At 50.2% G+C, this 23,464-nt stretch carries 22 protein-coding genes; 14 read left to right on the top strand and 8 right to left on the bottom strand.

The features are described 5' to 3' along the window. Positions 1-5: 5 nt before the first annotated feature. The 12 genes from nrdR to cfa all read left to right on the top strand — a co-directional run bounded on the left by nrdR (position 6) and on the right by cfa (position 10,833). A complete protein-coding gene (gene nrdR / locus IE054_RS09765) occupies positions 6-455 on the top strand; it encodes a transcriptional regulator NrdR (RefSeq protein WP_189405914.1) in 450 nt (149 codons plus the stop codon). 27 nt (positions 456-482) lie between these two features. Continuing rightward, positions 483-1,622: a bifunctional diaminohydroxyphosphoribosylaminopyrimidine deaminase/5-amino-6-(5-phosphoribosylamino)uracil reductase RibD gene (ribD, locus tag IE054_RS09760; RefSeq protein WP_268245066.1), complete on the top strand. Its 1,140-nt coding sequence runs from the start codon at positions 483-485 to the stop codon at positions 1,620-1,622. Between the two features lie 2 nt (positions 1,623-1,624). Beyond that, on the top strand, positions 1,625-2,287 hold the full coding sequence (locus IE054_RS09755) for a riboflavin synthase (RefSeq protein WP_189405912.1): 663 nt from the start codon (positions 1,625-1,627) through the stop codon (positions 2,285-2,287). A 34-nt stretch (positions 2,288-2,321) separates the two neighbouring features. Then, positions 2,322-3,437: a bifunctional 3,4-dihydroxy-2-butanone-4-phosphate synthase/GTP cyclohydrolase II gene (gene ribBA, locus IE054_RS09750; RefSeq protein ID WP_189405910.1), complete on the top strand. Its 1,116-nt coding sequence runs from the start codon at positions 2,322-2,324 to the stop codon at positions 3,435-3,437. Positions 3,438-3,516: 79 nt separating this feature from the next. After that, positions 3,517-3,990: a 6,7-dimethyl-8-ribityllumazine synthase gene (gene ribH, locus IE054_RS09745; RefSeq protein ID WP_189405908.1), complete on the top strand. Its 474-nt coding sequence runs from the start codon at positions 3,517-3,519 to the stop codon at positions 3,988-3,990. Between the two features lie 13 nt (positions 3,991-4,003). After that, entirely contained in the window at positions 4,004-4,426 is a 423-nt protein-coding gene (nusB, locus tag IE054_RS09740; RefSeq protein ID WP_189405906.1) for a transcription antitermination factor NusB, read from the top strand. A gap of 45 nt (positions 4,427-4,471) precedes the next feature. Continuing rightward, positions 4,472-5,437: a thiamine-phosphate kinase gene (thiL, locus tag IE054_RS09735; RefSeq protein ID WP_189405904.1), complete on the top strand. Its 966-nt coding sequence runs from the start codon at positions 4,472-4,474 to the stop codon at positions 5,435-5,437. Beyond that, a complete protein-coding gene (locus tag IE054_RS09730) occupies positions 5,437-5,916 on the top strand; it encodes a phosphatidylglycerophosphatase A family protein (protein WP_189405902.1) in 480 nt (159 codons plus the stop codon). The genes thiL and IE054_RS09730 overlap by 1 nt, the downstream gene beginning before the upstream one ends. Before the next feature lie 199 nt (positions 5,917-6,115). Continuing rightward, entirely contained in the window at positions 6,116-6,556 is a 441-nt protein-coding gene (locus IE054_RS09725; protein ID WP_189405900.1) for a PH domain-containing protein, read from the top strand. Between the two features lie 51 nt (positions 6,557-6,607). After that, a complete protein-coding gene (locus tag IE054_RS09720; RefSeq protein WP_189405897.1) occupies positions 6,608-7,729 on the top strand; it encodes an RDD family protein in 1,122 nt (373 codons plus the stop codon). A 136-nt stretch (positions 7,730-7,865) separates the two neighbouring features. Next, positions 7,866-9,422, top strand: a complete 1,557-nt coding sequence (locus IE054_RS09715) for a hypothetical protein (protein ID WP_189405895.1) — start codon at positions 7,866-7,868, stop codon at positions 9,420-9,422. Between the two features lie 229 nt (positions 9,423-9,651). Further along, positions 9,652-10,833: a cyclopropane fatty acyl phospholipid synthase gene (gene cfa / locus IE054_RS09710; protein ID WP_189405893.1), complete on the top strand. Its 1,182-nt coding sequence runs from the start codon at positions 9,652-9,654 to the stop codon at positions 10,831-10,833. A 151-nt stretch (positions 10,834-10,984) separates the two neighbouring features. Here cfa and IE054_RS09705 read toward each other — a convergent pair whose 3' ends face one another. The 5 genes from IE054_RS09705 to xseB form a co-directional block, all read right to left on the bottom strand. Then, positions 10,985-12,523 carry an AbgT family transporter gene (locus tag IE054_RS09705; RefSeq protein WP_189405891.1) on the bottom strand — a complete coding sequence of 513 codons (1,539 nt, stop codon included), beginning with the start codon at positions 12,521-12,523 and terminating at the stop codon, positions 10,985-10,987. A gap of 342 nt (positions 12,524-12,865) precedes the next feature. Beyond that, positions 12,866-14,836 carry a class I adenylate cyclase domain-containing protein gene (locus tag IE054_RS09700; protein WP_189405889.1) on the bottom strand — a complete coding sequence of 657 codons (1,971 nt, stop codon included), beginning with the start codon at positions 14,834-14,836 and terminating at the stop codon, positions 12,866-12,868. A 177-nt stretch (positions 14,837-15,013) separates the two neighbouring features. After that, on the bottom strand, positions 15,014-16,879 hold the full coding sequence (gene dxs, locus IE054_RS09695; protein ID WP_189405887.1) for a 1-deoxy-D-xylulose-5-phosphate synthase: 1,866 nt from the start codon (positions 16,877-16,879) through the stop codon (positions 15,014-15,016). 34 nt (positions 16,880-16,913) lie between these two features. After that, on the bottom strand, positions 16,914-17,804 hold the full coding sequence (gene ispA, locus IE054_RS09690; protein ID WP_189405885.1) for a (2E,6E)-farnesyl diphosphate synthase: 891 nt from the start codon (positions 17,802-17,804) through the stop codon (positions 16,914-16,916). 38 nt (positions 17,805-17,842) lie between these two features. Next, the gene (gene xseB / locus IE054_RS09685) at positions 17,843-18,094 is read right to left on the bottom strand and encodes an exodeoxyribonuclease VII small subunit (RefSeq protein WP_189405883.1); all 252 of its coding nucleotides are present in this window, start codon (positions 18,092-18,094) and stop codon (positions 17,843-17,845) included. Between the two features lie 280 nt (positions 18,095-18,374). On the opposite strand from xseB, the gene pomA reads away from it, so the two are divergent. Both pomA and IE054_RS09675 read left to right on the top strand, forming a co-directional pair. Further along, complete coding sequence (pomA, locus tag IE054_RS09680; RefSeq protein WP_189405881.1) at positions 18,375-19,136, top strand: flagellar motor protein PomA; 762 nt, start codon at positions 18,375-18,377, stop codon at positions 19,134-19,136. Between the two features lie 2 nt (positions 19,137-19,138). Further along, positions 19,139-20,086 (top strand): flagellar motor protein MotB, encoded by a 948-nt coding sequence (locus IE054_RS09675; protein WP_189405879.1) that lies wholly within the window; start codon positions 19,139-19,141, stop codon positions 20,084-20,086. 122 nt (positions 20,087-20,208) lie between these two features. Here the strand turns inward: IE054_RS09675 and IE054_RS09670 are convergent, their stop codons facing one another. From IE054_RS09670 to IE054_RS09660, 3 genes are read right to left on the bottom strand one after another with little or no spacing between them, the layout of a single operon-like run. Next, positions 20,209-21,462: an SAM-dependent methyltransferase gene (locus IE054_RS09670; protein ID WP_189405877.1), complete on the bottom strand. Its 1,254-nt coding sequence runs from the start codon at positions 21,460-21,462 to the stop codon at positions 20,209-20,211. Next, positions 21,462-22,199 carry a DUF1365 domain-containing protein gene (locus IE054_RS09665; RefSeq protein ID WP_189405874.1) on the bottom strand — a complete coding sequence of 246 codons (738 nt, stop codon included), beginning with the start codon at positions 22,197-22,199 and terminating at the stop codon, positions 21,462-21,464. The genes IE054_RS09670 and IE054_RS09665 overlap by 1 nt, the downstream gene beginning before the upstream one ends. After that, complete coding sequence (locus IE054_RS09660) at positions 22,196-23,461, bottom strand: NAD(P)/FAD-dependent oxidoreductase (RefSeq protein ID WP_189405870.1); 1,266 nt, start codon at positions 23,459-23,461, stop codon at positions 22,196-22,198. The genes IE054_RS09665 and IE054_RS09660 overlap by 4 nt, the downstream gene beginning before the upstream one ends. Positions 23,462-23,464: the final 3 nt, after the last annotated feature.

Genomic DNA, 23,464 nt, shown 5'->3' with positions numbered 1-23,464 from the left:
GTGCCATGTTTTGCCCATTTTGTTCTGCTCAGGAAACCAAGGTGATTGATTCGCGGCTGGTAGCAGAGGGTCATCAGGTGCGCCGCCGCCGCGAGTGCGTCATATGCCATGAGCGGTTTACCACGTTTGAAGGGGCAGAGCTAGTGATGCCAAGGGTGATTAAACGTGATGGCTCCCGTGAACCCTTTAACGAAGATAAACTTCGGGCAGGCATGCAGCGGGCGTTGGAAAAGCGCCCGGTCAGCACTGAAAATGTGGAGAAATCCATTCTTACCATCAAGTCGAAATTGCGTGCAACCGGCGAACGCGAGATTCAGAGCCAGTTTCTGGGAAATCTGATCATGGATGAACTGCGTCACCTGGATAAAGTTGCGTACATTCGCTTTGCGTCCGTGTACCGGTCATTTGAAGATATCCGTGAGTTTGGAGAAGAGATTGCCCGGCTTGGCGACTAATGTCAGTCAGACGAAGAGGATAAGCCGTTGACGCGCACGTTAACTTCACATTATCGCTGGATGGCAAAAGCCATCAGACTCGCCCGGCAGGGACGCAACACTACTTCACCCAACCCCCGTGTTGGCTGCATTATTGTCGATGACAATGATACGCAAATTGGCGCGGGCTATCATATTCAGGCTGGCACGCCGCATGCCGAGATTCATGCGCTAAAGCAGGCCGGCAGTCAGGCTCGTGGAGCGACAGTGTATGTCACGCTGGAACCCTGCAGTCATTATGGTCGTACGCCACCCTGCGCCAACGCACTGATCGACGCTGGGGTACGCTGTGTGGTGGTGGCAATGACCGATCCGAATCCCAATGTAAGCGGTAATGGCATCAGAAGGCTGCAGGAAGCGGGTATTGAGGTTGTTACTGACATTATGGCGGCGGAAGCCGCAGACCTTAACCCAGGATTCATTAAGCGTATGGTCACCGGCAAGCCACGGGTAAGAGTGAAAATGGCGACAAGCCTGGATGGCAAAATTGCGCTTGAGAACGGCGTCAGTCAGTGGATAACTGGTCCGGATGCGCGCCGCGATGTGCAGCGGTACCGTGCGCAAAGCTGCGCCATTGTTACCGGCTCCGGCACGGTAAAGGCGGATAACCCCAGCTTACTGGTGCGTCCCGAAGAAGCGCAATTAAGCGATTATCCGCTGGATACCATTCGTCAGCCCATCCGCGTGGTGGTCGATGCTGCCGATGCACTGGGGCGTGACTATCAGTGCTTTCAGGATGGTTATCCTACCTACCTGGCAACCATCACCCGGCAGGCTGACTCTGAGGGTAATGCTTACCGGCTCGAACTGCCTGCGGCAAACGGTAAACTGGATTTATCTGCCCTGATGAGCGAACTCGGTGCCATGCAAATTAATGAAGTGTGGGTCGAAGCGGGGCCGGGGCTAGTCGGTGCACTGTTTATGGCCGAAGAGGTGGATGAACTTATCTGCTACCAGGCGGGTAAACTGCTGGGCGATAAGGCGCGCTCTATGGTGAATTTTCCGTCGTTTTCGTCGCTGTCGTCGACACCGTCACTGAGCTTAATGGATGTTCGCAGCGTCGGTGATGATATCAGGCTGCATTACAGGGTCGAAAAGCCCGGCCAACATAACACAACTGAGAAATAGCTATGTTTACAGGAATTATTCAGGCGCTGGGTACCATCAGTAGTATGGATCGACGCGGCGACGATATTCAGCTACATGTTCACTCACCATCGCTTGATATGTCAGATGTAGCACTCGGAGACAGTATCGCGACCAATGGTGTATGCCTTACTGTCACTGAAAAAGGCCACGATTATTATTGCGCTGATGTTTCCGAAGAAACCATTCGGCTGACCGGCTTTGCGCATTACAGTGCCGGCAGTAAAGTTAACCTGGAAAAAGCGATGCGGCCTACCGACAGGTTTGGTGGCCACATCGTGTCAGGTCACGTTGACGGTGTAGGTGAGGTAAGCCGGGTAATCCGGCATAGCGACTACATTGAATTCTGGATAAATGCGCCCACTTCTCTGGCTAAGTATATTGCGCATAAGGGCAGTATCACGGTGGATGGTGTCAGCCTCACCGTTAATGAAGTGCAGGGCAGTGAGTTTATGTTGTGGATTATTCCGCATACGCTGAAAGAAACGGTAATTGGAAGCTATGAAACAGGTACTAAGGTCAACCTGGAAGTGGATGTTATTGCCCGTTATCTTGAGCGGCTAATGCTGGGCGACAAGGCTGCAGAGCCTCAGACGAAAGGTATTGATATGCGTTTTCTGGCTGAGCACGGATTTTTAAAAAGATAACAAATAACTCTACAAACAAATAAAAGTAAAAATTATGGCATTAAACACCCCCGAAGAGATTATCGAAGACATTCGTCAGGGCAAAATGGTGATCCTGATGGATGATGAAGATCGCGAGAACGAAGGCGATCTGATTATGGCGGCAGAACATGTGACACCGGAAGCCATCAATTTCATGGTCACCCATGCCCGCGGACTGGTGTGTTTACCCATGACGCAGGCGCGCTGTAAACGACTCAATCTGCCATTGATGGTAGATAAAAATGAAGCCCAGTTTGCCACCAATTTTACTGTCTCTATCGAAGCCGCGCGCGGCGTGACAACAGGTATTTCCGCTGCTGACCGTGCCGCCACAATTCGCGCAGCCGTCGCCAAAGACGCGTCCGCCGCAGATATCGTTCAGCCGGGCCATATTTTTCCGCTAATTGCCAAAGACGGCGGCGTACTGAACAGGGCGGGACATACCGAAGCAGGTGTTGATTTGCCGCGATTAGCAGGTTGTGAACCTGCCGGTGTGATCGTCGAGATCCTGAATGAGGACGGCACCATGGCCCGCCGTCCACAACTGGAAACGTTTGCTAAAAAACATAACCTTAAAATTGGTACCATTGCTGATCTAATTGAATATCGTAACTTAAACGAAACGACCATCGATAAAGTCGCGCAGTGCAAACTGCCGACCGAGTTTGGTGAGTTTGAGCTGCATACTTTCAAAGACAGTATTGATAACCAGATACATTTTGCGTTGAAAAAAGGGCAGATTGATGAATCTACGCCGACCCTGGTACGCGTACACCTGCACAACACCTTCAGCGATCTACTGGGGTCTACCAGGGGAATAAACCGGTCAATGACACTTCCGCAGGCAATGCAGCGTATCAGCGATGAAGGCGGAGTGCTGGTGTTGCTGGGTAAGGAAGAACACCTGGAAATGCAGGTGAAACGTTTTGCTGCCGAAGATTGCGGTGAACAGCCCGCCGGGGCAAGCTGGCAGGGCTCTTCGCGTACCATTGGTGTCGGTAGTCAGATTCTGGCATCGCTTGGGGTTCACAAAATGCGTCTTCTGAGCAAGCCGATTAAATATCACGCCTTGTCAGGCTACGGGCTTGAAGTGGTGGAATACATTCACGACGAGGCTGTCGACGAATAGTACAATTCCGACAACATTCGATTTAGTTTGTGCGCAGGTGTGCTATACTGCGCGCCGTTTTTTCACGAGGATAAACGCCATGCAGGTGATTGAAGGTAACATCAGAGCAACAGGCAAAAAATTTGCCATTGTTGTATCAAGATTTAACAGCTTTGTAGTGGAAAGTCTGCTCGAAGGTGCGCTGGATACGCTTGAGCGTCATGGTGAAGTGAAAGATGACGACATTACGCTGGTGCGTGTACCTGGCGCCTACGAATTACCCGTTGTTGCAAAAAAACTGGCAGAGAAAAAGCAGTTCGACGCGATCATTGCGTTAGGCGCTGTGATTCGGGGCGGCACGCCGCATTTCGACTTTGTTGCCGGTGAATGTAATAAAGGGCTGGCGCAGGTATCGCTGGAGTACGGTATCCCGCTGTCTTTTGGTGTTATTACTACAGATTCTATTGAGCAGGCCATTGAGCGCTCTGGTACCAAGGCAGGCAACAAAGGCGCAGAAGCGGCGCTGGGCGCACTGGAAATGGTCAACGTTGTTGACGCTGTCGGCAAATTGTAAGGCGAACGTTTAAGTGAAAGTTTCAGCACGTCACAAAGCCAGAGAACTTGCCCTGCAGGGTGTGTATTCCTGGCAAATGAGCAAAAACCAGATTGATCAGGTCGAGCTGGCACTGGCAACCTCCAACGACATGCATAAAGTCGATATGGCCTATTTTCAGGCGATGCTGCGCGGCGTGGCGAAAAATGCCTCACGGCTCGACGACATCATCAAACCCTACCTCGGGCGCTTGCCAGAAGAGCTGGACGCCATTGAGAAGGCCGTTCTGCGCATCGCAACCTTCGAACTCACCGAACGCATGGATGTGCCATACCGCGTCATTATCAATGAGGCGATTGAACTGGCAAAAGCATTCGGTGCCGAGGAGAGTCACAAATTCATTAATGGTGCACTGGATAAAGCAGTAAAAACGCTGCGTAAAGACGAGCGCGATTAACCCCGGCTTTGCCAAGCCAGTGACCCGGATAATAACGAGATTATCGTGAAAGAATTCGATCTCATCGGTCGCTATTTCCATAGCGGCGGACACCAGCGCAAGGACGTGATAGTGGGTATCGGCGATGATTGCGCGGTTACCCAGATCCCGGAAAATCAACAATTAGCTGTCACCACTGACACCTTGATAGGTGGCGTCCATTTCTTAATGGACGCGCCCGCCAAGTCAGTGGCGTATAAAGCCGTAGCCGTTAATCTGAGCGACCTTGCTGCGATGGGCGCAGAGCCCGCGTGGATCAGCCTGTCATTGTCGTTACCTGAAGTAGAGAGCGCCTGGCTCGAGGATTTCGTTTCCGGCTTGTATGAGCTGACCCGCTTCTATTCAGTGCAACTGATTGGTGGTGATACCGTACGTGGTCCATTGGCAATGACCATCACCGCACAGGGCTTTATTCCTCCAGGTACGCAGTTGCGCCGGGACCAGGCAAAGCCTGGAGACTGGGTTTATGTGACCGGATCACTCGGTGATGCCGGTGCTGGCCTGGATATTCTAAAAGGTGAGATTGATGCATCGGGTGAGGCCAGGGAGTTTCTGATTAAGCGGCACCTTTATCCAACTCCGCGGGTGGCAGCCGGCACCTCGCTGCGGCGTATAGCCAATGCCTGCATTGATGTGTCTGATGGCTTACTGGCCGATTTGTCGCATATTCTTACCACGTCAAAATGTGGAGCGACTATCCACGTTGACCGCTTACCACTTTCCCGAGGCATGAAAGAAACGGTCACTGATGAACAGGCAATTGCCTATGCACTGAGCGCTGGGGACGATTATGAGCTTATTTTTACTGTCAGCGAAGAGCAAAAAGGTAACCTTGAGACATCACTGAGCAGTACCAACGTAAAAGCAACCTGCATAGGTCAGTTAACCGGTAACACTGGTCAGATTGATTTGAAACATAACGATCAGCGCTACCATTTGCCCGAACAGTTCGGCTTTGAACATCAATTCTGATGCAATCTGTTTATCGCGCCCGAATTACGATGCGAAATCCCGTGCATTTTATGGCACTGGGCTTTGGTAGTGGCCTTATTCCGTTTATGCCGGGCACCTGGGGCTCACTGGCGGCCATTCCGCTGATTGTCGGTATGGCCATGCTGCCAGACTGGGCGTACGTCGCGCTGACGGCGTTTGCCTGGCTGGCTGGGAATTATCTGTGCGGAAAAACGGCAGCCGATATGGGGGTCCATGACCATGGCTCTATCGTCTGGGATGAGGTTGCCGGAATGCTGATTACGTTTTTATTTATTCCCATTCACTGGCAGTCACTGCTGGCAGGTTTTGTGCTGTTTCGGGTCTTCGATATTCTTAAGCCCTGGCCGATTGGCCCTATCGATAAGCACATTCATGGTGGGGCCGGCATTATGTTAGATGATGTCGTGGCTGGCATCATGGCCTGTGGCTCGTTACACCTTATCAGTTTGCTGAGCTGAGGAAGATGCGAATAAGCCTGAGCTGCGCTAGACTTATTCGCATCTTCCCTAACGCTTCCTTACAATTTGCGTTAACCCACCCTCAATAAACCGTGCTAGCTTAAACCAGAACTTCGTTACGTCGTTTCGGTGAAATGGTATGGAAAAAGGCGACACTAAAAATTGTACGTATTGCATCAGTGATATTCCGCACGACGCTATGAAGTGTCGTTATTGTCAGGAATATCAGTCGGGTATTTCCTGCACACGTTGCTGCGCTTCACTGCCTGAAGGTGCCAGTGTTTGCCGGTATTGTGGCAGTCGCGTTGCCAGTGCAAAGACAACGACATCGCTGTCAATTCCAAAACTGGCACTGAGGAGCAACCCGTTACCGACCTTTCTGTTTCGCTTTCGTCTGTTGCCTCAGCAGGTTACCACTGATCAGGAAAAAATTATTATCATGACACCGGGTTTATTCGGCTTATGGCGTGACAGCGACGAGATCCAGTGGAGTAAAGTGGCAGGCTTCAGTTACCGGACGGGGATTTTTTGGGATCGTATTGATATCGAGACGCGGGGCCAGAAACCCAGCACGATTCTGGGGCTGGATAAATCTGATGGTGAGACACTCAGAAACGTCTTACAAAAACTGGAAACTTGACGATACCACGTTCAGGCGCCTGCATCGCGATGAAAAAAGGTAAATCAATCTATGGACACCCATCCCCCACAACTCAAAAGTAATGGTCAGATAATGACCGAAAAACAAATTCGCAATGTGGTTACGCCATACGAGTTTGCGGTGTCTGATGATATCATCGGACTGAAACTGGGACGCCCGGCCAGGCGAGCCAGCGCAATGGGGCTGGATCTCATTCTGGTTGTTATGTTAACCCATCTTCCGTCCGTATTACTGGCTGTCCTGGGCGTGATTTTTTTCTGGCGCGCAGGAAAAAAGAAAAATACACCAAGCCGGTTTGGCTGGTTGAGAACCATTATGAAAGGCATTGCTGCTGTGCTCTTGTTCGGTGTCCTGATTGCCGTTTTCGATACCTTTAACGGGCCCCAGCAAAGTCATTCAGATAGCCGCGATACTACCAGCGATGTGGTTACAGGCATCCAGGGTCTGGGCATTGCGGCAGTTATGATCGGCATGTCGTCACAGCTTGAGGAACTCGATGAGCGAATTGTGCAGCAGCGTTGTCAGCCACTGGCATGCTGGCAGGCATTTCTGACACCGCTATCGGAAAAAATTCGTAACGGCGATTTCCCGCGACACATTATCAGCGACATGAAAGATACATTGCGTGCTCATATGCAGCAATCCCTGACGCAGGAACAAACGGCGCAACTGCTTGAGCGTTTTGACGAGCAGACCACTTTAGATCTGGACACCGCTGACGTGCAGACAATGCCAGTAGTGCCTGCTACCACGGCCTCCTCTGTACCCGCGGCTGACATCCCCGTGAACGATAACGGCGATCCGAGTTTACTGGCCTGGGTCCGCGGATTACTCGAAGATCTTGGCATTGGCTTTGGCTGGGCAGCACTTTATTTCACTGCCTGCACGTACTGGATGAAAGGTCAGACTCCGGGGAAAATGCTGCTGGGCCTCAGGGTGATCAAACTGGACGGCTCAGCGATGAGTTTGTGGGAAAGTTTTGAGCGGTATGGTGGCTATGGTGCCGGACTTGCAACCGGGTTACTGGGATTTGCTCAGGTTCTCTGGGAGCCCAACCGACAGGCCATACATGACAAAATTTCTGGCACGCTTGTAATTCGACCTGGGCTGGAGAAACTGAATATAAGGGTAGCATCACTCAATGACTTATGACATGAAGTGAGGCAAAACAAACTGCGCAGAACAGATTGGAAAACATCTTCCTTACATTTAACGTTTGCAGTGAATAGGTATAAGATACCGCTGGCAAACACAAAAAATGTCTTAATAATAAAAAGTGTGGGGCGAGATGCTGCTCGATAGTAAATCAAATAAACCGTCCTGGGCGGAAGAGAAGTTATCCCAAATACCTAATATGGTCAGTGAGATATCCAGGAAGATAACTGACTTTCGTCAGAGTTATCGTGAGCTGGTCATAAACGCAGAGGCATTTTTTGAGGAGTATCCCACTGACTATAAAAAGCTGACATTGTTAAAGCACAAGGTTAAAACCTACCAGGAGCAAATCGACTATATTGATAATTACCGAAAGGAGAAAGGTACCTTTCCGGCGATAAAAGGTCACAGTTCTGCAAAGCGTTATCTGTCAAAACTTGTTGCGCAACAGTCAGCCAGTGATATGGAGTTGCGGGAACTCGAAACCAGGTTAAATACGCAAAGCAACAATCGCTACGAACTTCTTGATCATCTTACTGACCATATGCTGGATTTGCTCAGCGGGGAGCGAATTTTCAGTCAGTTTTTAGGCACGATTGCCTTATCTACACCGTCGCCAAAAGAAAAAGTACGTCATATTCGGAATGAAAAATATAAACCGATCTTTATCACCGCACTCACCATTGCGCTCTTTGAAGAAGTCAGAACCCGGCATACGTTTGACTCACGGTTTTTGCATGATGAGTTGAAAAAGCTGTTTCCATCAGATAAGTCATACAGTCTGATGGCGGATAAGCTGCAGCAGGAACGTGAAGACAGTAGCGCTCCGGAAGCGATGCCCGGTGATATTAAGCTGGCATACCGCGAGAATATCCTTAAACCATTGGCCAAGGCCGCACTGTTGCAATCAATTGGTATGCACAGCCCTGAGGCAAATGATGTGCTTGGGCACGACCGCTATCGAAAACTGGATCAACAAGAGCGGGAAAGATTGCTAAGCATAGCCGATAAAAAGACCAGCGATTACCTGAAGATTGGTATTGGCATACCGACTATGCGTTTCAACAGCCGGGAAGAACGTGATGCTTACCTCAGTCATGAGAAAAAGCAGCTGGCGTTTATTCTCAATACGCTTAAGTCAACCAAGTATACGGGGCACGAGCTTGGCGATTTGCTGCGTATTCCAATGACGTATGCCTCGTTTATGTTATCGACCAAGCAGGACTTTGATTATCGCCAGATTTACCGGGCCTACGATATTTTAGAGCAGGGCAAAGCAGATAAGGCTTACAACGCGGTATATGTGGATTGCTTTCTGAATATGGTTGGCCGCTTTCCGCTTGGATCGGGTATTTATGTAATCCAGCAGGAGTCAGGGGAAATTGAACGGGCAATTGTTTCTTCACTATACCCGGCGGATCCCGATGAGCCGACGTGTAAAATCATCACGCGTCGTCAAATTCAGTTCTTAAGTCAGGCTGAAGTGGTTGTATCTAAGGGCAGTAACCTGTTTTTCCCGGAAAGCCGGGAGGCAAGCCATTACGAAAGCGAATTCTTCGATGCCCGTTATAAGGATGAATTTACCTGGAATGCAACCGATGTATGGGAGAATCAGGTTCCGGCGATTGAGTTCTGGAAAAAGGACGGAACGCGCAGGTATAACGGTTCATTTAATCCTGACTCGTATTAGGGCATCTGTTTACAGCCAGCTACCTGCCTTGCCATGGTTCTTCAATATAACCTGTCAGGGCTGCCGCAGTTTGGCTTGAAGACGGCTGCCTTTTTGGGTTTGTATGCACACAGACTTGTCTATCCCCGTCCTGATAACACTAAAAATCCACACCATTTGATTTGTGCACAGCACTGACTTAGCATATTTATTGAGCAAGTTCACACCGACAATGTCGATGGAGAGAGAAATGGCAGGATCAGCTGATGCAGATAATAACATCGGAAAATACCGCAAAATCTCTTCGCAGGCCAATACGAAACCGCCATCCTGGTTAGTCCAGCGCCTCGAGGGAACAGGCATAAAAGTCAACGGGCCGAACCCCTGGGACCCGCAGATCCATAACCGCAACTTTTATCGCCGGGTATTACTTGAGGGATCGTTAGGGGCGGGCGAAAGCTATATGGATGGCTGGTGGGACTGTGAGCGCCTTGATGGTTTCTTTACCCGCCTTATGGATCGCCATATCGAAAAAGAGATCACAGGCCGCTGGATAGCGGTAAAACACTGGCTGATGACCAGACTGATGAATTTACAGTCAGTTAAGCGTGCGTTTCAGGTTGGTGAGCAACACTACGATGTTGGCAATGATCTTTATAAAGCCATGCTTGACCCTACTATGTGTTATTCCTGTGGTTACTGGCATGACGCAGCAGACTTGCACGCAGCGCAGGTGGCAAAGCTTGATTTGGTGTGTCGCAAGGCTGACATTCAGGCCGGGGAAAAGGTTCTGGATATCGGGTGTGGCTGGGGAAGCTTTGCAGAGCATGCGGCGCGTCACTATCAGGCCAACGTTACCGGCGTTACCATCTCTAAAGAGCAGAAGAAGCTTGCTTCAACACGCTGTAATGGCTTGCCTGTCGATATTCGTCTGCAGGACTATCGTAGCTTACAGGGCACGTTTGACAAGCTGGTGTCGATTGGTATGTTCGAGCATGTTGGTCAGAAAAATTATGACACTTACTTAGGCAAAGCCCATGAACTGATGGACGATGATGGCATCTTTGTATTACACACCATTGGTAAGATGGAGTCGCAACTTGGTACGGATCCCTGGATCCACAAATACATTTTTCCAAACGGCGCTATTCCATCACTGACACAAATCAGTCAGGCCTGTGAACCTTATTTTGTGATAGAAGATGTGCATAATTTCGGTCCTGATTATGATCGCACGCTGATGAGCTGGCTGGATGAGTTTAACGCTGCCTGGCCGACGCTAAAGAGCCAGTATGACGAGCGTTTTTATCGAATGTGGACGTATTATCTGCAGTGTTGTGCGGGCGCATTCAGAAGCCGCAACCTGCAACTTTTCCAGTTGGTGCTGCGCAAACCGGGTGCAGGCCACAGGCGTTACCAGAGTCCGCGGTAGCGTCGGCAAACCAGGCTGGGCTGTGGTCACCTGGCCCCGGTAAGTCTGCGCGTTGCGACAGCCTCCGGGGCCGGGCAGGTACGGCCCGTCACCAACCATCCACTAGTACCTGACGCTGGATAAAACCGCAGGTGACTGCCTGGTCACCGTATCAGGGCATGCTGTAGTCATAGGATGCCTGAATGCCCAGCGGGATCCCCAGACTCCAGTACAGAATGAGAAACAGTGTCCAAACCACAATAAAGCAGGCAGAAAATGGTAGCATCATTGAGGTCAGTGTGCCGATACCGGTGTTCGTTACATAGCGCTGACAAAATACGACGACCAGCGGGAAGTAAGGCATTAGCGGGGTGATGATATTGGTGCTGGAGTCACCAATCCGGTAAGCGGCCTGTGCAAGGTCCGGCGAAATGCCAAGTTGCATTAACATAGGAATAAAAATAGGTGCGAGCAGTGCCCACTTTGCTGAAGCGGAGCCAACAAACAGGTTAATCAGGCCGGTAAGAAACACGATTCCTGTGATCGTTATTCCTGCTGGCAATTGCATCTCTTTTAAAAAGGCGGCGCCTTTAACAGCCAGTAAAATACCCAGATTAGACTGGCCAAACGCATAAATAAACTGCGCAATACAAAACATAATAACCAGATAATAGCCCATGCCCTGCATTGCCTTTGTCATTCCCTCAACAAACTGGGATGACGTGCGAATGGTGCCGATAATGAGTCCGTAGACCAGACCCGGGATCAGGAAAAGTAAAAAGATAAGCGGCACGATCGACTTCATGAGTGGCGCTGAGAACGAAGTCAGCGAGCCCTCGACACCCCGCCAGGGCGATGACGCAAAGGAGGCGGTGACAATCAGTAAGCCAATGCCAAGTCCAACTGCCAGCAGCGACCATCGTAATGCACGGCGTTCGCTGGGTTTTAGTGGCTCCATACTGGGTAAATCAGACATATCGCCGTCGACCGGGTTATTTCTAAGCTTGGGCTCTACCAGCTTGTCGGTAATAAACCAGCCCAGCCCGGTGACAACCACCGCTGACGCTGTTGTAAAGTAATAGTTATTCAGTGGGTTCAGTGTCACGCTGGGGTCAAGCAGTTGCGCACCTGCCTGAGAGATCCCCTGAAGCATAGGATCAAGGGCTGAGGGTACAAAGTTCGCAGAAAATCCTCCGGAGACCCCGGCGAAAGCAGCGGCGATACCAGCCAGAGGATGGCGTCCTGCGGCGTAAAAAATAACGCCGCCAAGAGGAATAACCAGTACATAGCCGGCATCGACGGCCGAGTGGCTGACAATTCCGATAAGAATAATCATTGGGGTCAGCAACCAGGTCGCTGTGACTGACAGCAATGCTCTGAGTCCGGCATTGATAAAGCCGGAATATTCAGCCACACCAATACCTAACATAGCCACCAGGACCACCCCGACCGGGTGAAAATGGGCGAAATTTGTCACCATTGATGAAAAGAACTGTGTAAGTGCCGAGCCCGCCAGTTGATTATTGATCGCGAGTGGTTCGCCATTTCTGGGATCGACCACATCGAAACTGACACCGGAGAGCGCCCATGACAAGGCCCAGACGGCGAACAATAAAATGATAAATAAAACGGCGGGATCGGGGAGTTTGTTACCCCACACTTCTACTTTATTAAGGAGTCGCTGGATGGGCGATGCATTAGCGTTTTCCATGTGAGTACGCCTTGTAATTATGAATATGGTTGAATCTGCCTGTTGATAAATTACCCGAAAATAACAGCAAGTTACAGTCTTTATTGGTGTCTTCTCATTACACTCTTCGTGCCATCGGGGCCTGTTTATCCGTCACCGCCACGCAGCTGACATAAAACCCAGACCGCTGACAGAGCTTACCCTGGATTACCGTCAGCGGGGCGTGGGAGGCGACAATACCTGAGGAGCGAAGCCCTATGATGCCTATCGTTTAGAGCCTGGTGAACAACAAGACTATGCGTTGACTGTGTTGCTGGAGCCGGTCACAGCGGATACGCCCAAATTGCAACATTAATCTGGTGATCAGGGGAGGAGTTCGAATGGCAGCTCGGTATTTTCCATAAAGGAATCAAAAATTCGCTTTCGCTGGCTCCCATGAGGAATAAAAACGGTACATTTGGGTTGTGGGGACATTTCCTGAAGCTCATACCACAAGTTATCCAGTGCCTCTTGTCCTGTGATCATGAAGGTTTCGCCCCAGGTCGTGGAATAAACCAGTATGGTCTCTTCCACTGTAGCTTTGAGTCGCAGTGTGGTGAAATTCAGGATCACCATACAGGCATTGATTTGCGCGGGTGCCAGCAGCGCTTTGCGGGGCAAAGCGTTTATCTTTACCGGCGGGAAGAGGCTCTGAATGTGTTTGACCAGCTCTTCAAGATCACGTTCGGTCAGCGGATCAGTATCGTAATCCAGTAAGACATGCGAATCAGCGTCCAGAATTCGGTTACACACGCACCAGGTGAGGATACGAACAGGGCTGCCTGAGGTGGTCATACGCGTTCTTTCGAGCGGTTTTCCATGCCTGCCAATCTGATCACCGGAGTAGGCTGTCCAGATATGCTCTCCTGCCTTTTTGCGCGCCATTTTCAGCGTGACTGTCGGACAATACATGCGATCATCAAAGCCGCTGCGTAAAAACTCAATTTTATTGTCTTTTTTAGAGTAGAAGGTGTCTAGCCTCCGACCGAGCACCGTCATGTCCTCTTTACTGACCAGCTGCCGCTCCATACTCAGCTTGGAGGACATCCTACGGTAACACTGTATGAGAAAGCGGTGTATCCGGCGTGAAAGCTTCACCAGCTCCTGAAAAGACCAGCTGTTAAGGTCGTCCAGGTGCCGCAGTTCAGAGCGTGTCCAGCCCCAGTGTCTGGCATAACCGGCCATAATCCGTCGTTTAAAGGTTACTTCACCTTCATCTGCCGGATAACTGAGCCGCGGCGCACACTTGATATACAGGCACTGCTGTAAAAGCAGAACAACTTCATGTTCTTCACGGTCGGCGTAATGATTGATAAGCTGGTCAAACATCAGTGCATACGGATCGATGGTGGCAACCGAGCCCGGCGCCTCATCACCATTGTGTACCCGGCGTTTTAATAAGTTACACAAAGGTTGCTCGTGTTCCAGATTTTCAAGAAACACTTCCAGCTTGGCCATTTTCAGCACAGACTTAAACGGTGAGTCCATGGCTTTACCTAACTGCCATATCGCGGCACCAAACAATTCATTGGGATCAAGCTTTTCCAGATAGCCTAAGTCCATAAACCAGTTTGGATCAGGGCTTCCTCCTTCCTCGAGCTGTGACATCAGCGAATAGTATTGCTGTTGGGTAAACGAATCGGGTACCAGCCACCAAAACGGAGCCTTACCGGCAACCACGATATTCGTGGTATAAAACTCTGATTTGAGCAGTATTGCCTGCGCTGAACCGGCACTTTCCCCCTCAGCTACGCCAAAATCGTTGGCTTTAACATTATTGATATCAGACAGGAAAAAGTGGACCTCAATGCCTTGCTCCTGGGCGGCCCATTGCTCAACAGCGGTAAGTTTTTGCTGCAGAAAGTGCTTTCCGCGCGCTGTCATCACTTTACCGTTTACGCACACCCAGTAGTCAAAATCTGATGAGGAGGACTGGGCAATGGTGCCAATACTGCCCATGAGGACCAGCGCGTCTATCGCACGCTGACGTGGCCAGATCGGTTTTACGTCCTCGAACAGTGCTTGTTTAGCCGGGAAGCAGGCGGTCAGTGCGTCTTTAATCTGATCCCGGAACGAGAAGTTATTCAGCCCGTACGGCACTTCACTGTTTTCAATGTAGCCAGGCAAATCCGGATGATTAACATGCAGCAAAAATGGCAGAACGTGAAACAGCGGGCGCCGGTCTTTGGGCAGCAGCGCCAGAGAGCGTTCAATTCTTGCCTTGTTATAACGCAATACCCTGAGCAGACGAATTGTCAGGTTTTGATTCACGGTAAGTGATTGCTGCAAAGCCATGGGGCTAGGGTCTTCTTCCTTAAAACAGTGTGACTGTCATCATTAGCGTACTGCCTATTGTACGACAATGTGGCGAAAAGTTGATCAGAAACCCAAGGTTATTCCTGACGGCCGAAAATTATCTGAAAACGTCAGGAAAGCGCCGGTTATCTCAGGACAAGGCCGGCGCTGTTAGCGTTAACCCTGCTGCAGCGCGCGTATTGTTTTAAGAATACCTTGTGTATCCAGTCCGTGCTTTTCGTACATTTCCTGTTGCGTGCCTTGCAGAATAAAGCTGTCCGGAAGCCCAATGGTCAGCACTCGCTTTAAGATCCCTGCGTCCTGCAGGTGCTCCATCACTGCTGAGCCAGCGCCGCCTTTTCGACAGCCATCCTCAAGTGTAACCAGCAGTTCATGCTCTGCGGCGGCAGTTTCAATGGCATCAGTATCAAGCGGCTTTACGAAGCGCATATCAATCAGTGTCGCATCTAACTTGTCAGCGGCCTCAAGCGCGTAAGGAAGCAGAGTACCAAAATTCAGAATGGCGATGCGTTTGCCATCACGTAAACGTCGTGATTTACCAGGCGTCAGCGCGGTCATCTGCTGCGCTGGCTGCTCACCAATACCTGCGCCACGGGGATAGCGCACAGCCGCTGGCTGACCCGCTATATGACCGGTGTACAGCATATTGCGACACTCTGCCTCATCAGCCGGCGTCATGATCAGCATATTCGGAATACAGCGCAGGTACGCGATATCGAACGCCCCCTGGTGTGTGGGGCCATCGGCACCTACGATGCCAGCACGGTCGATTGCAAACAACACCGGCAGATTTTGCAGGGCGACATCATGTATCAGCTGATCATAAGCACGCTGCAAAAACGTTGAATAAATTGCGACGACAGCGTGGTAGCCATCTTTGGCAAGGCCTGCAGCAAACGTTACCGCATGCTGCTCGGCAATGGCTACATCAAAATACTTATCAGGGTGCGCCTGAGAGAACTTGACCATGCCGGAGCCTTCCCGCATAGCTGGCGTGACCGCCATCAGTTTGGAGTCCTTGTCAGCCATATCACACAGCCACTGCCCAAAAATTGCAGAAAAAGACGGCGCGCCCGGCTTAGATGCTGGCAGGGCATTGTCTTTGGGATTGAATTTTGGGACGGCGTGAAACTTGATAGGATCTTCTTCTGCGACCGCATACCCTTTACCTTTACGGGTCACGACATGCAGAAGCTGGGGGCCTTTAAAGTTGCGCATATTGCGCAGCGTATCGACCATGGCATTCACGTCATGGCCATCAATTGGCCCGATGTAGTTAAAGCCCAGCTCTTCGAAAATGGTGCCAGGCACAACCATGCCTTTAATGTGCTCTTCGGCACGACTGGCAAATTCTTTGATTGGCGGTACATTGCTGAGCAGTTTTTTGCCGCCGTCACGAATGGTATTGAAGAAGTTGCCGGTAAGCAGCCGTGCCAGATGGCTATTCAGCGCACCCACGTTTTCAGAGATCGACATCTCATTGTCATTGAGTACCACCACCATATCTTTTTTGATATCACCGGCATGGTTGAGTGCTTCGAAGGCCATGCCAGCGGTCATGGCACCATCACCGATGACAGAAACAACTTTGCGCCCCGCACCTTCTTTTTCAGCGGCCACTGCCATACCCAGTCCGGCGCTAATAGTGGTAGAGGAGTGGCCCACTGCGAATGTGTCGTAATCACTTTCCGGTGGCCACGGAAACGGATGCAGACCCTCTTTTTTGCGGATAGTCGACATACGCGCAGCGCGCTGAGTGAGAATTTTGTGAGGGTATGCCTGATGGCCAACATCCCATAACAACCGGTCGAATGGTGTGTTATAGACGTAGTGCAGGGCGACAGTCAGTTCTACAGTCCCCAGTCCTGATGCAAAATGGCCACTGCTCTGACTAACGCAGTTCAGCAGGTATTCCCGTAATTCTTCAGATAAGGTTTTTAACTTTTCCTGTGAAAGCTTGCGAAGCTGTTCCGGTGACTGGGCTAATGCCAGCGTTGGATAGTGCGTTATATCTAAACTCATTGTTATTGTCTTAAGCTAATGACGTGATGCGTGGCTAATGATCACGCTTTACCAGCAGTTCGCTAAACGCGACCAGCAGGTGTGTATTGTAGGGTAATCCCTGCAAGGCCTGAAGTGCCTGTTGATGAAGCCGGTCAAGTTCAGACTTTGCGGCTTGCAGCCCCAGCAGGGCGGGGTAAGTGCTCTTACCTAGTGCAACATCAGACCCGGCGGGTTTGCCTGTGGTATCGCTGGATCCTTCCACATCCAGAATATCATCCTGTACCTGAAAGGCCAGACCGATGGCATCGGCGAAGCGGATCAGGGCAGAACGGTGTTCTGCATCAAGATCATCTGCCACATGCGTAGCCATTTCCACACAGACACGCAGTAGCGCCCCTGTCTTCAGCGAGTGTAACTGAGTGAGCGCCTCGACTGATACTTCTTTTCCTGTTGCAGCAAGATCAATTGCCTGGCCACCACACATGCCTAAATAGCCTGATGCCCGGGCAAGCATCGATACCAGGCCTGCGCGCCGGGCATGCCCGGTATCCGCCATTGGCGCATCAGCAATAATAGAAAAGGCCAGTGTTTGCAGCGCATCGCCGGCCAGAATGGCCGTTGCTTCATCAAAGGCAACATGGCACGTTGGTTTACCCCGGCGTAAGTCATCATCGTCCATGGCCGGAAGATCATCATGCACCAGCGAGTAAGCATGGATACACTCTACGGCGCAGGCAATCGTCATGCAGTCTGATTTATCCAGTGCCAGCACTTCGCCAACAACGTGCACCAACAATGGACGCAGACGCTTTCCCCCGGCAAGCAGTGCGTGCTGCATTGCCGCCTTTAACTGTGGTGCATGATCAGGGAAAGACGCCAGCATATCGAGTAGCGCTTCATCCGTGTCAGCTTTTACCTGAGAGTGTAGAGCCGTAATTGTCATGATATATTCCGTTTATACTGCATCAGGGTGTGATGAGTCTATGGCGCGTCAGGTGCATCCGGCTCTGAAAAGTCAGCCAGGCTTTCCTCGCCATTTTCCTTAAGCAGGATCTGAACTTTTTGCTGTGCCCTCTCCAGCGATTGCTGGCTCAATCTGGACAGGCTGATCCCTCGCTCGAATTTTTCGAGCGCCTCATTGAGCGGAAGATCGCCATTCTCCATGTCGTTGACTATTGACTCCAACTCTGCAAGGGATTCTTCGAAAGAAGGAGATGATGGCTTATCAGTCACAATCACTGTGTCCTTATTGCAATAAAAAGTTACGCGCACATTAACCGAGGGGCGCAGGAGGGTCAAATGGTTTTATGTCGCCGTGCGGCGCTCTCTGTGCGGGCGTTTAAGGAGATACGATATTGGTTGTGGAGGTGCTTAGTTATTGGTATATCAGGTGAATTAGCACACAAGGTTATAGAAATCCTGTGTGATGCCGATAGAATAACTGTCATGAGTACCAGTTGCCCGACTGGTGCCTCTACAAAATCAAATGCGTCTGCAAAAAGAGGATGAGTGAGTGGATTTAGCAACCATCATAGGCATGTTAGGGGCAATCGGATTTGTGGTTATGGCCATGATCCTGGGCGGCAACATGGCCATGTTCATCAATGTTCCTTCGATCTTAATTGTGTTTGGTGGAACTCTGTTTGTCGTATTGTCCCAATTTACCCTGGGCCAGTTTTTTGGCGCAGGTAAAATTGCGGGCAAGGCCTTCATGTTCAAGATTGATTCGCCTGAGTCGCTGATCGAAAAGATCGTAGAGATGGCAGATGCAGCGCGTAAGGGCGGGTTTCTCGCGTTGGAAGAAGCAGAAATTGACAACCCGTTTATGCAAAAAGGCGTGGACATGCTGGTGGATGGCCATGATATCGAAGTTGTGCGGGAAACGCTGAGCAAGGATATCGCGATGACCACGGAGCGGCATGAGTTTGGCGCTACCATCTTTAAGAATATGGGCGATGTGGCCCCTGCCATGGGGATGATAGGTACGCTAATTGGTCTGGTAGCGATGCTTTCCAACATGGATGACCCGAAGGCCATTGGACCTGCGATGGCGGTTGCGCTATTGACAACCCTTTATGGTGCGTTTCTGGCGAATGTGGTGTGCCTGCCAATTTCACTTAAACTTAAAAACAGAGTAGAAGAAGAGAAGCTCAATCAGAAGCTGGTGCTTGATGGCATCGTCGGCATCGCAGATGGTCAGAATCCAAGAGTTATTGAAGGCATATTAAAGAATTATCTGGCAGCCAATAAGCGTGGTACCGGTGAGGACGAATAAACATGGCAACTGAAGAAGACGAGTGCCCGAAATGCCCCCCCGAGGGGCTGCCTGCCTGGATGGGGACCTTTGCCGATCTCATGTCATTGCTGATGTGTTTTTTCGTGTTGTTGCTGGCGTTTTCCGAGATGGACGTGCTCAAATTTAAGCAGATAGCCGGGTCTATGAAGTTTGCCTTTGGTGTCCAGAACAAGATCGAAGTTAAAGACATTCCAAAAGGCACCAGTGTGATTGCTATGGAGTTTCGGCCGGGACGACCGGATCCCACGCCCATTGAAACGATACAGCAACAAACTATAGAAATGACCCAGCAGATGCTGGAGTTTCAGGCCGGTGATGAAGACTCTGCGGGAGGGCGTCAAAAACAACGGGGCACCCAGCGTGGCGGCCAGTCCCGGCAAACAGCGGATGCGCAATCAGCCTCTGCTTCACAAAGTGCAGATGAAAGTGAAGTCAATGAGCTGATGAAAAAGGTTGCCCAGCAACTGCAAAAAGAGATCCTTGATGGGTCTATCGAAATGGAGTCATTAGGACAGCAACTTACTATCCGTATCCGTGAAAATGGCTCCTTCTCTGCCGGTTCGGCATTTTTGCAGCCTCAGTTTCAGCCGGTATTGAGAAAAATAGGAGCGTTACTGGCAGACGTGCCGGGTGAAGTGCAGGTAGCAGGGCATAGCGACGGACAGCAAATATCGAATGAGCTGTACAGTTCAAACTGGGATCTTTCGTCTCAGCGAGCCGTTGCCGTTGCCGAAGCAATGCGCAGAGCGCCAGGCTTTGATGAATCCCGAATGCAGGTCGTCGGAAAAGCAGATACACAGCCGCTGATCGAGGATGCCGAGACGGCTGAGGACAGGGCCAGAAACCGTCGTGTTGAAATCAATATAAATCAGGGTAAACCGATGATATCGAAGCCCATTTCAGTGATTGAAGATTCTCAGCAGCCGTAACCGAATTCACAGCGCTTAGCGACCTGATGATGCCACGTCACAACAGTGGCGCACGCTGCTTTGCCACTAAGCAGAGACATCTGTGAGGAGAGCTTAGCAAGCGAGTCAGCGTCTGCGTGGTATTAACGGACCAGGGCCTGTCGAAAGTGGGGCTTGCTCAGCAACAATTGCACGGTGCTGATGGTTCGCTCTAAAAAGCCGCCTTCACAATACTTGAGATAATATGTCCACATACGAAGAAAGCGCTCATCGTATCCGTCATTCAGCAGGCTGTTGCCGGCACGGCTGAATGCCTGATACCAGTCATCCAGTGTTTTGGCGTAATCCAGACCAATATCCTGCAGATCTCTGATCATCAGGTCGCTGTAGCGCTTAAGGTGTGCATTTAACTCAAACTGAGAGGGCAGAAAGCCGCCCGGGAAAATGTATTTCTGAATAAAGTCCACACTATTGGCATAACTGTCATAGCGTCTGTCATCAATAGTTATGGATTGAAGAAGCATTAACCCGTTATCTTTAAGCAGCGAAGTGCATTTAGCAAAGAAGTTACCCAAATACTGTCGGCCGACTGCTTCAATCATTTCAATCGAAACCAGTTTGTCGTACTGGCCGGCTAACTCGCGGTAATCTTTCTTAAGCAAGGTGATGTGATCACTCAGGCCTTCTCTGGCTATCCATTCTCCCGCATACGTATGCTGCTCTTCGGAAATGGTTGTCGTCGTTACCCTGCACCCGTAATGTTTAGCGGCGTAAACGGCCAGGCCTCCCCAGCCGGTGCCGATTTCAAGCAAGTGGTCGTTTTCGCTAAGCTGCAATTTGTCACAAATGGTTTTGAGCTTGTTTTGCTGTGCGTCAGCGAGGCTGGCGTGTGGCTGAGGGTAGATAGCCGATGAGTACATCATACTGTCGTCAAGAAAACGCGAGTAAAGTTTATTCCCCAGGTCATAATGCGCTTCAATATTTTTCTTTGCCTGCTGGTGGGTGTTGCGATTGGCGAAGTGGGCCAGTTTCATCAGCGGCATCGACAGCCATTTAAACTTTCCTTCCCAATGATCCAGGGTAGGCAGGTTGCGGGCAAAAATGCGGATAACAGATGTTAAATCATCGGTAGTCCATTGTCTGTCCATGTAGGTTTCACCGGCCGCCACACTGCCACCAAACATTAGTCTGCGGTACGCAACCGCGTCGAGTATATTGACGTGCGCATTAAGATCGCTGTGACGTTCGCCAAACTGCCCGACCATTTCTCCATTTTCGTAAATAGTAATTGACCCATGGGGAACCACAGACAGACATTTAAGAAACAGCCCTCTGCAGATCTTATCAGTTAGCGAGATCGAGAGTTGCTGGGGTATTACTGATTCACCTTGTGACATTATTTGTTCTCCTGACTCGCTCCTGGATGAGAGTACAGCGGTGTTCGTTTAAGCCAGAGCTTTAGTGCCTGCCAGTAGATACCGCCTACCGTTTTCAGTGTCATGCTTGGTGTGCGTTTCATTACGCTGGCCAGTGTGGCAGAGTTCAGCGGCTGTCGTTTCAGACTGATACCCGCGGTAAACTCCTTTTGCTCCCTGACGCACTCCATGGCCAGTGACAAATGCTCACCAGGATGTGAGATTGACCAGTGGTATGTCATATCCATTGGGTTAAACGGTGACACATGAAACGCTTTCTCGGTTGAATGTTGTTCTTCTAAATCAACCAGGTAGTAATGTCTTTCGTTCCACGGAGTATTACTCACCTCGGCAAGCATATGACTGTATTGTCCGTCGGGTTGTCGCAGGTAATAGAAATTAACCGGACTAAAATACATGCCCAGCATACGAATCTGACCAAGCATATATATGTCACCGGTAAGTGGTGCGCCGTTTAACGAAGACATTTTAATAAGTACTGATTTTTCAAGCGGTTGACCCGGGTCTCCAAGATAATCGGAACGTTTGAATTGTGCCAGAGAAAAAGAAGAAGATGAAAAATGTTTAACTTCCTGGCTGACAGTATCCAGTTCGTTCAGTTTTAACCAGAACAGGTAAATTCGGTATGAAAACTGATGCTGCGTGGGTAAAAAACGCTGATGGTAAACTTTACCTGTATAAAGTGCGCTGTCTGTCACAAATACGCTCCAAACCGTTGCGCAACATCCTGTGCGCTGCGAACACCATCCTCATGAAACCCGTTATACCAGTAAGCGCCACAAAAGTGCAGATTGTCCTGCCCGCATATTTCATCCCGCCTTTGCTGGGCAGCCACAGATGCTTCACTGAACTGAGGGTGTGCATAGCGATACTGGCCAACAATGGTGTCTGGGGCGATATTGTCAGTGTCGTTTAGGGTGACGCAGTATGTTTGTTCACAGTCCAGACGCTGTAAAATGTTCATATTGTAGGTCACAGTCGCTGGCATTTGCGCATTGTTTTCTTCGTTTCTCAGTCGATAGTTCCAGCTGGCCCATGCGCGTCTTCGCTTCGGCAGAATGCGCGTATCAGTATGCAGCACTACATCGTTCATGACGTAAGGTATTGCGCCTAAGATTGAGCGGTGTGCGTCTGTCGGGGCGTCTAATAGTGCAAGAGCCTGATCGCTGTGGCAGGCAAAAATGACATGATCGAACTCAGCCTCAACGCCATTCTCAGGCGTCACGCGCCAGCCATTTTCTGTTTTGCTTACCCGCCTAACGGGAGTCGACAGGTGAATAGCATGTTTAAAGGGTTCGATTAGCGGAGACACATACTGGTTGGAGCCGCCTTTAACGGTATACCACTGAGGTCGGTTAGTAATATTCAGTAAACCGTGATTGTTAAAAAAGCGCAGGAAAAACGTCAGCGGGAATGCGCGTGTCTGGGCGAGTGTTGACGACCAGATTGCCGCGCACATCGGCAGAATGTAATAGACCTCAAAATCTTTCCCAAGGTTCAGTTCATCAATACAGTCACCCAGTGTCATTGCGTCGGTGTCGCGCCCATCTCTGAGCATTTTCTTACAGGCTTTATTAAATCTCACAATGTCATACAAAAACCCCCAGAAGCGAGGCCGAAGTAAATTACGGCGCTGAGCAAACAAACTCGATGCATCGTGACCGTTGTATTCAAGGTTGGCCGCTTCACTGACCACTGAAAAACTCATTTCAGATGCCTGATATTCGACGCCCAGCTTGTCCAGTAGTTTAATAAAATTCGGGTAGGTCCAGTCGTTGAAGACAATGAAGCCTGTATCTATCGCAAGCGTCTGGTGCTTCGTTTCAACGGTTTTTGTGGCCGTATGCCCGCCGATATAGTCGTTGGCTTCGAATACGGCGATATCATGCTCACGGTGGAGCAAATGAGCACAGGTGAGGCCGGCAATACCGGTACCAATTACAGCAATTCGTTGGGTCATTTT

This window comes from Alteromonas halophila (assembly GCF_014651815.1).
GTDB lineage: Bacteria > Pseudomonadota > Gammaproteobacteria > Enterobacterales > Alteromonadaceae > Alteromonas > Alteromonas halophila.
Note: the sequence above shows the minus strand (reverse complement) of the source record. Positions and strands in the feature narration are given on the sequence as shown.

Excerpts from the sequence above, each read along its gene's own strand:
- nrdR (WP_189405914.1), top strand. The coding sequence starts at position 6 with ATGTTTTGCCCATTTTGTTCTGCTCAGGAAACCAAGGTGATTGATTCG.
- dxs (WP_189405887.1), bottom strand. The coding sequence starts at position 16,879 with ATGAGTTTAGATATAACGCACTATCCAACGCTGGCATTAGCCCAGTCA.
- IE054_RS09705 (WP_189405891.1), bottom strand. The coding sequence starts at position 12,523 with ATGGAAAACGCTAATGCATCGCCCATCCAGCGACTCCTTAATAAAGTA.
- IE054_RS09675 (WP_189405879.1), top strand. The coding sequence starts at position 19,139 with ATGGCAACTGAAGAAGACGAGTGCCCGAAATGCCCCCCCGAGGGGCTG.
- IE054_RS09670 (WP_189405877.1), bottom strand. The coding sequence starts at position 21,462 with ATGTCACAAGGTGAATCAGTAATACCCCAGCAACTCTCGATCTCGCTA.
- IE054_RS09755 (WP_189405912.1), top strand. The coding sequence starts at position 1,625 with ATGTTTACAGGAATTATTCAGGCGCTGGGTACCATCAGTAGTATGGAT.
- IE054_RS09720 (WP_189405897.1), top strand. The coding sequence starts at position 6,608 with ATGGACACCCATCCCCCACAACTCAAAAGTAATGGTCAGATAATGACC.
- ribBA (WP_189405910.1), top strand. The coding sequence starts at position 2,322 with ATGGCATTAAACACCCCCGAAGAGATTATCGAAGACATTCGTCAGGGC.
- ispA (WP_189405885.1), bottom strand. The coding sequence starts at position 17,804 with ATGACAATTACGGCTCTACACTCTCAGGTAAAAGCTGACACGGATGAA.
- IE054_RS09660 (WP_189405870.1), bottom strand. The coding sequence starts at position 23,461 with ATGACCCAACGAATTGCTGTAATTGGTACCGGTATTGCCGGCCTCACC.
- ribH (WP_189405908.1), top strand. The coding sequence starts at position 3,517 with ATGCAGGTGATTGAAGGTAACATCAGAGCAACAGGCAAAAAATTTGCC.
- IE054_RS09730 (WP_189405902.1), top strand. The coding sequence starts at position 5,437 with ATGCAATCTGTTTATCGCGCCCGAATTACGATGCGAAATCCCGTGCAT.
- IE054_RS09725 (WP_189405900.1), top strand. The coding sequence starts at position 6,116 with ATGAAGTGTCGTTATTGTCAGGAATATCAGTCGGGTATTTCCTGCACA.
- cfa (WP_189405893.1), top strand. The coding sequence starts at position 9,652 with ATGGCAGGATCAGCTGATGCAGATAATAACATCGGAAAATACCGCAAA.
- IE054_RS09715 (WP_189405895.1), top strand. The coding sequence starts at position 7,866 with ATGCTGCTCGATAGTAAATCAAATAAACCGTCCTGGGCGGAAGAGAAG.
- IE054_RS09700 (WP_189405889.1), bottom strand. The coding sequence starts at position 14,836 with ATGGCTTTGCAGCAATCACTTACCGTGAATCAAAACCTGACAATTCGT.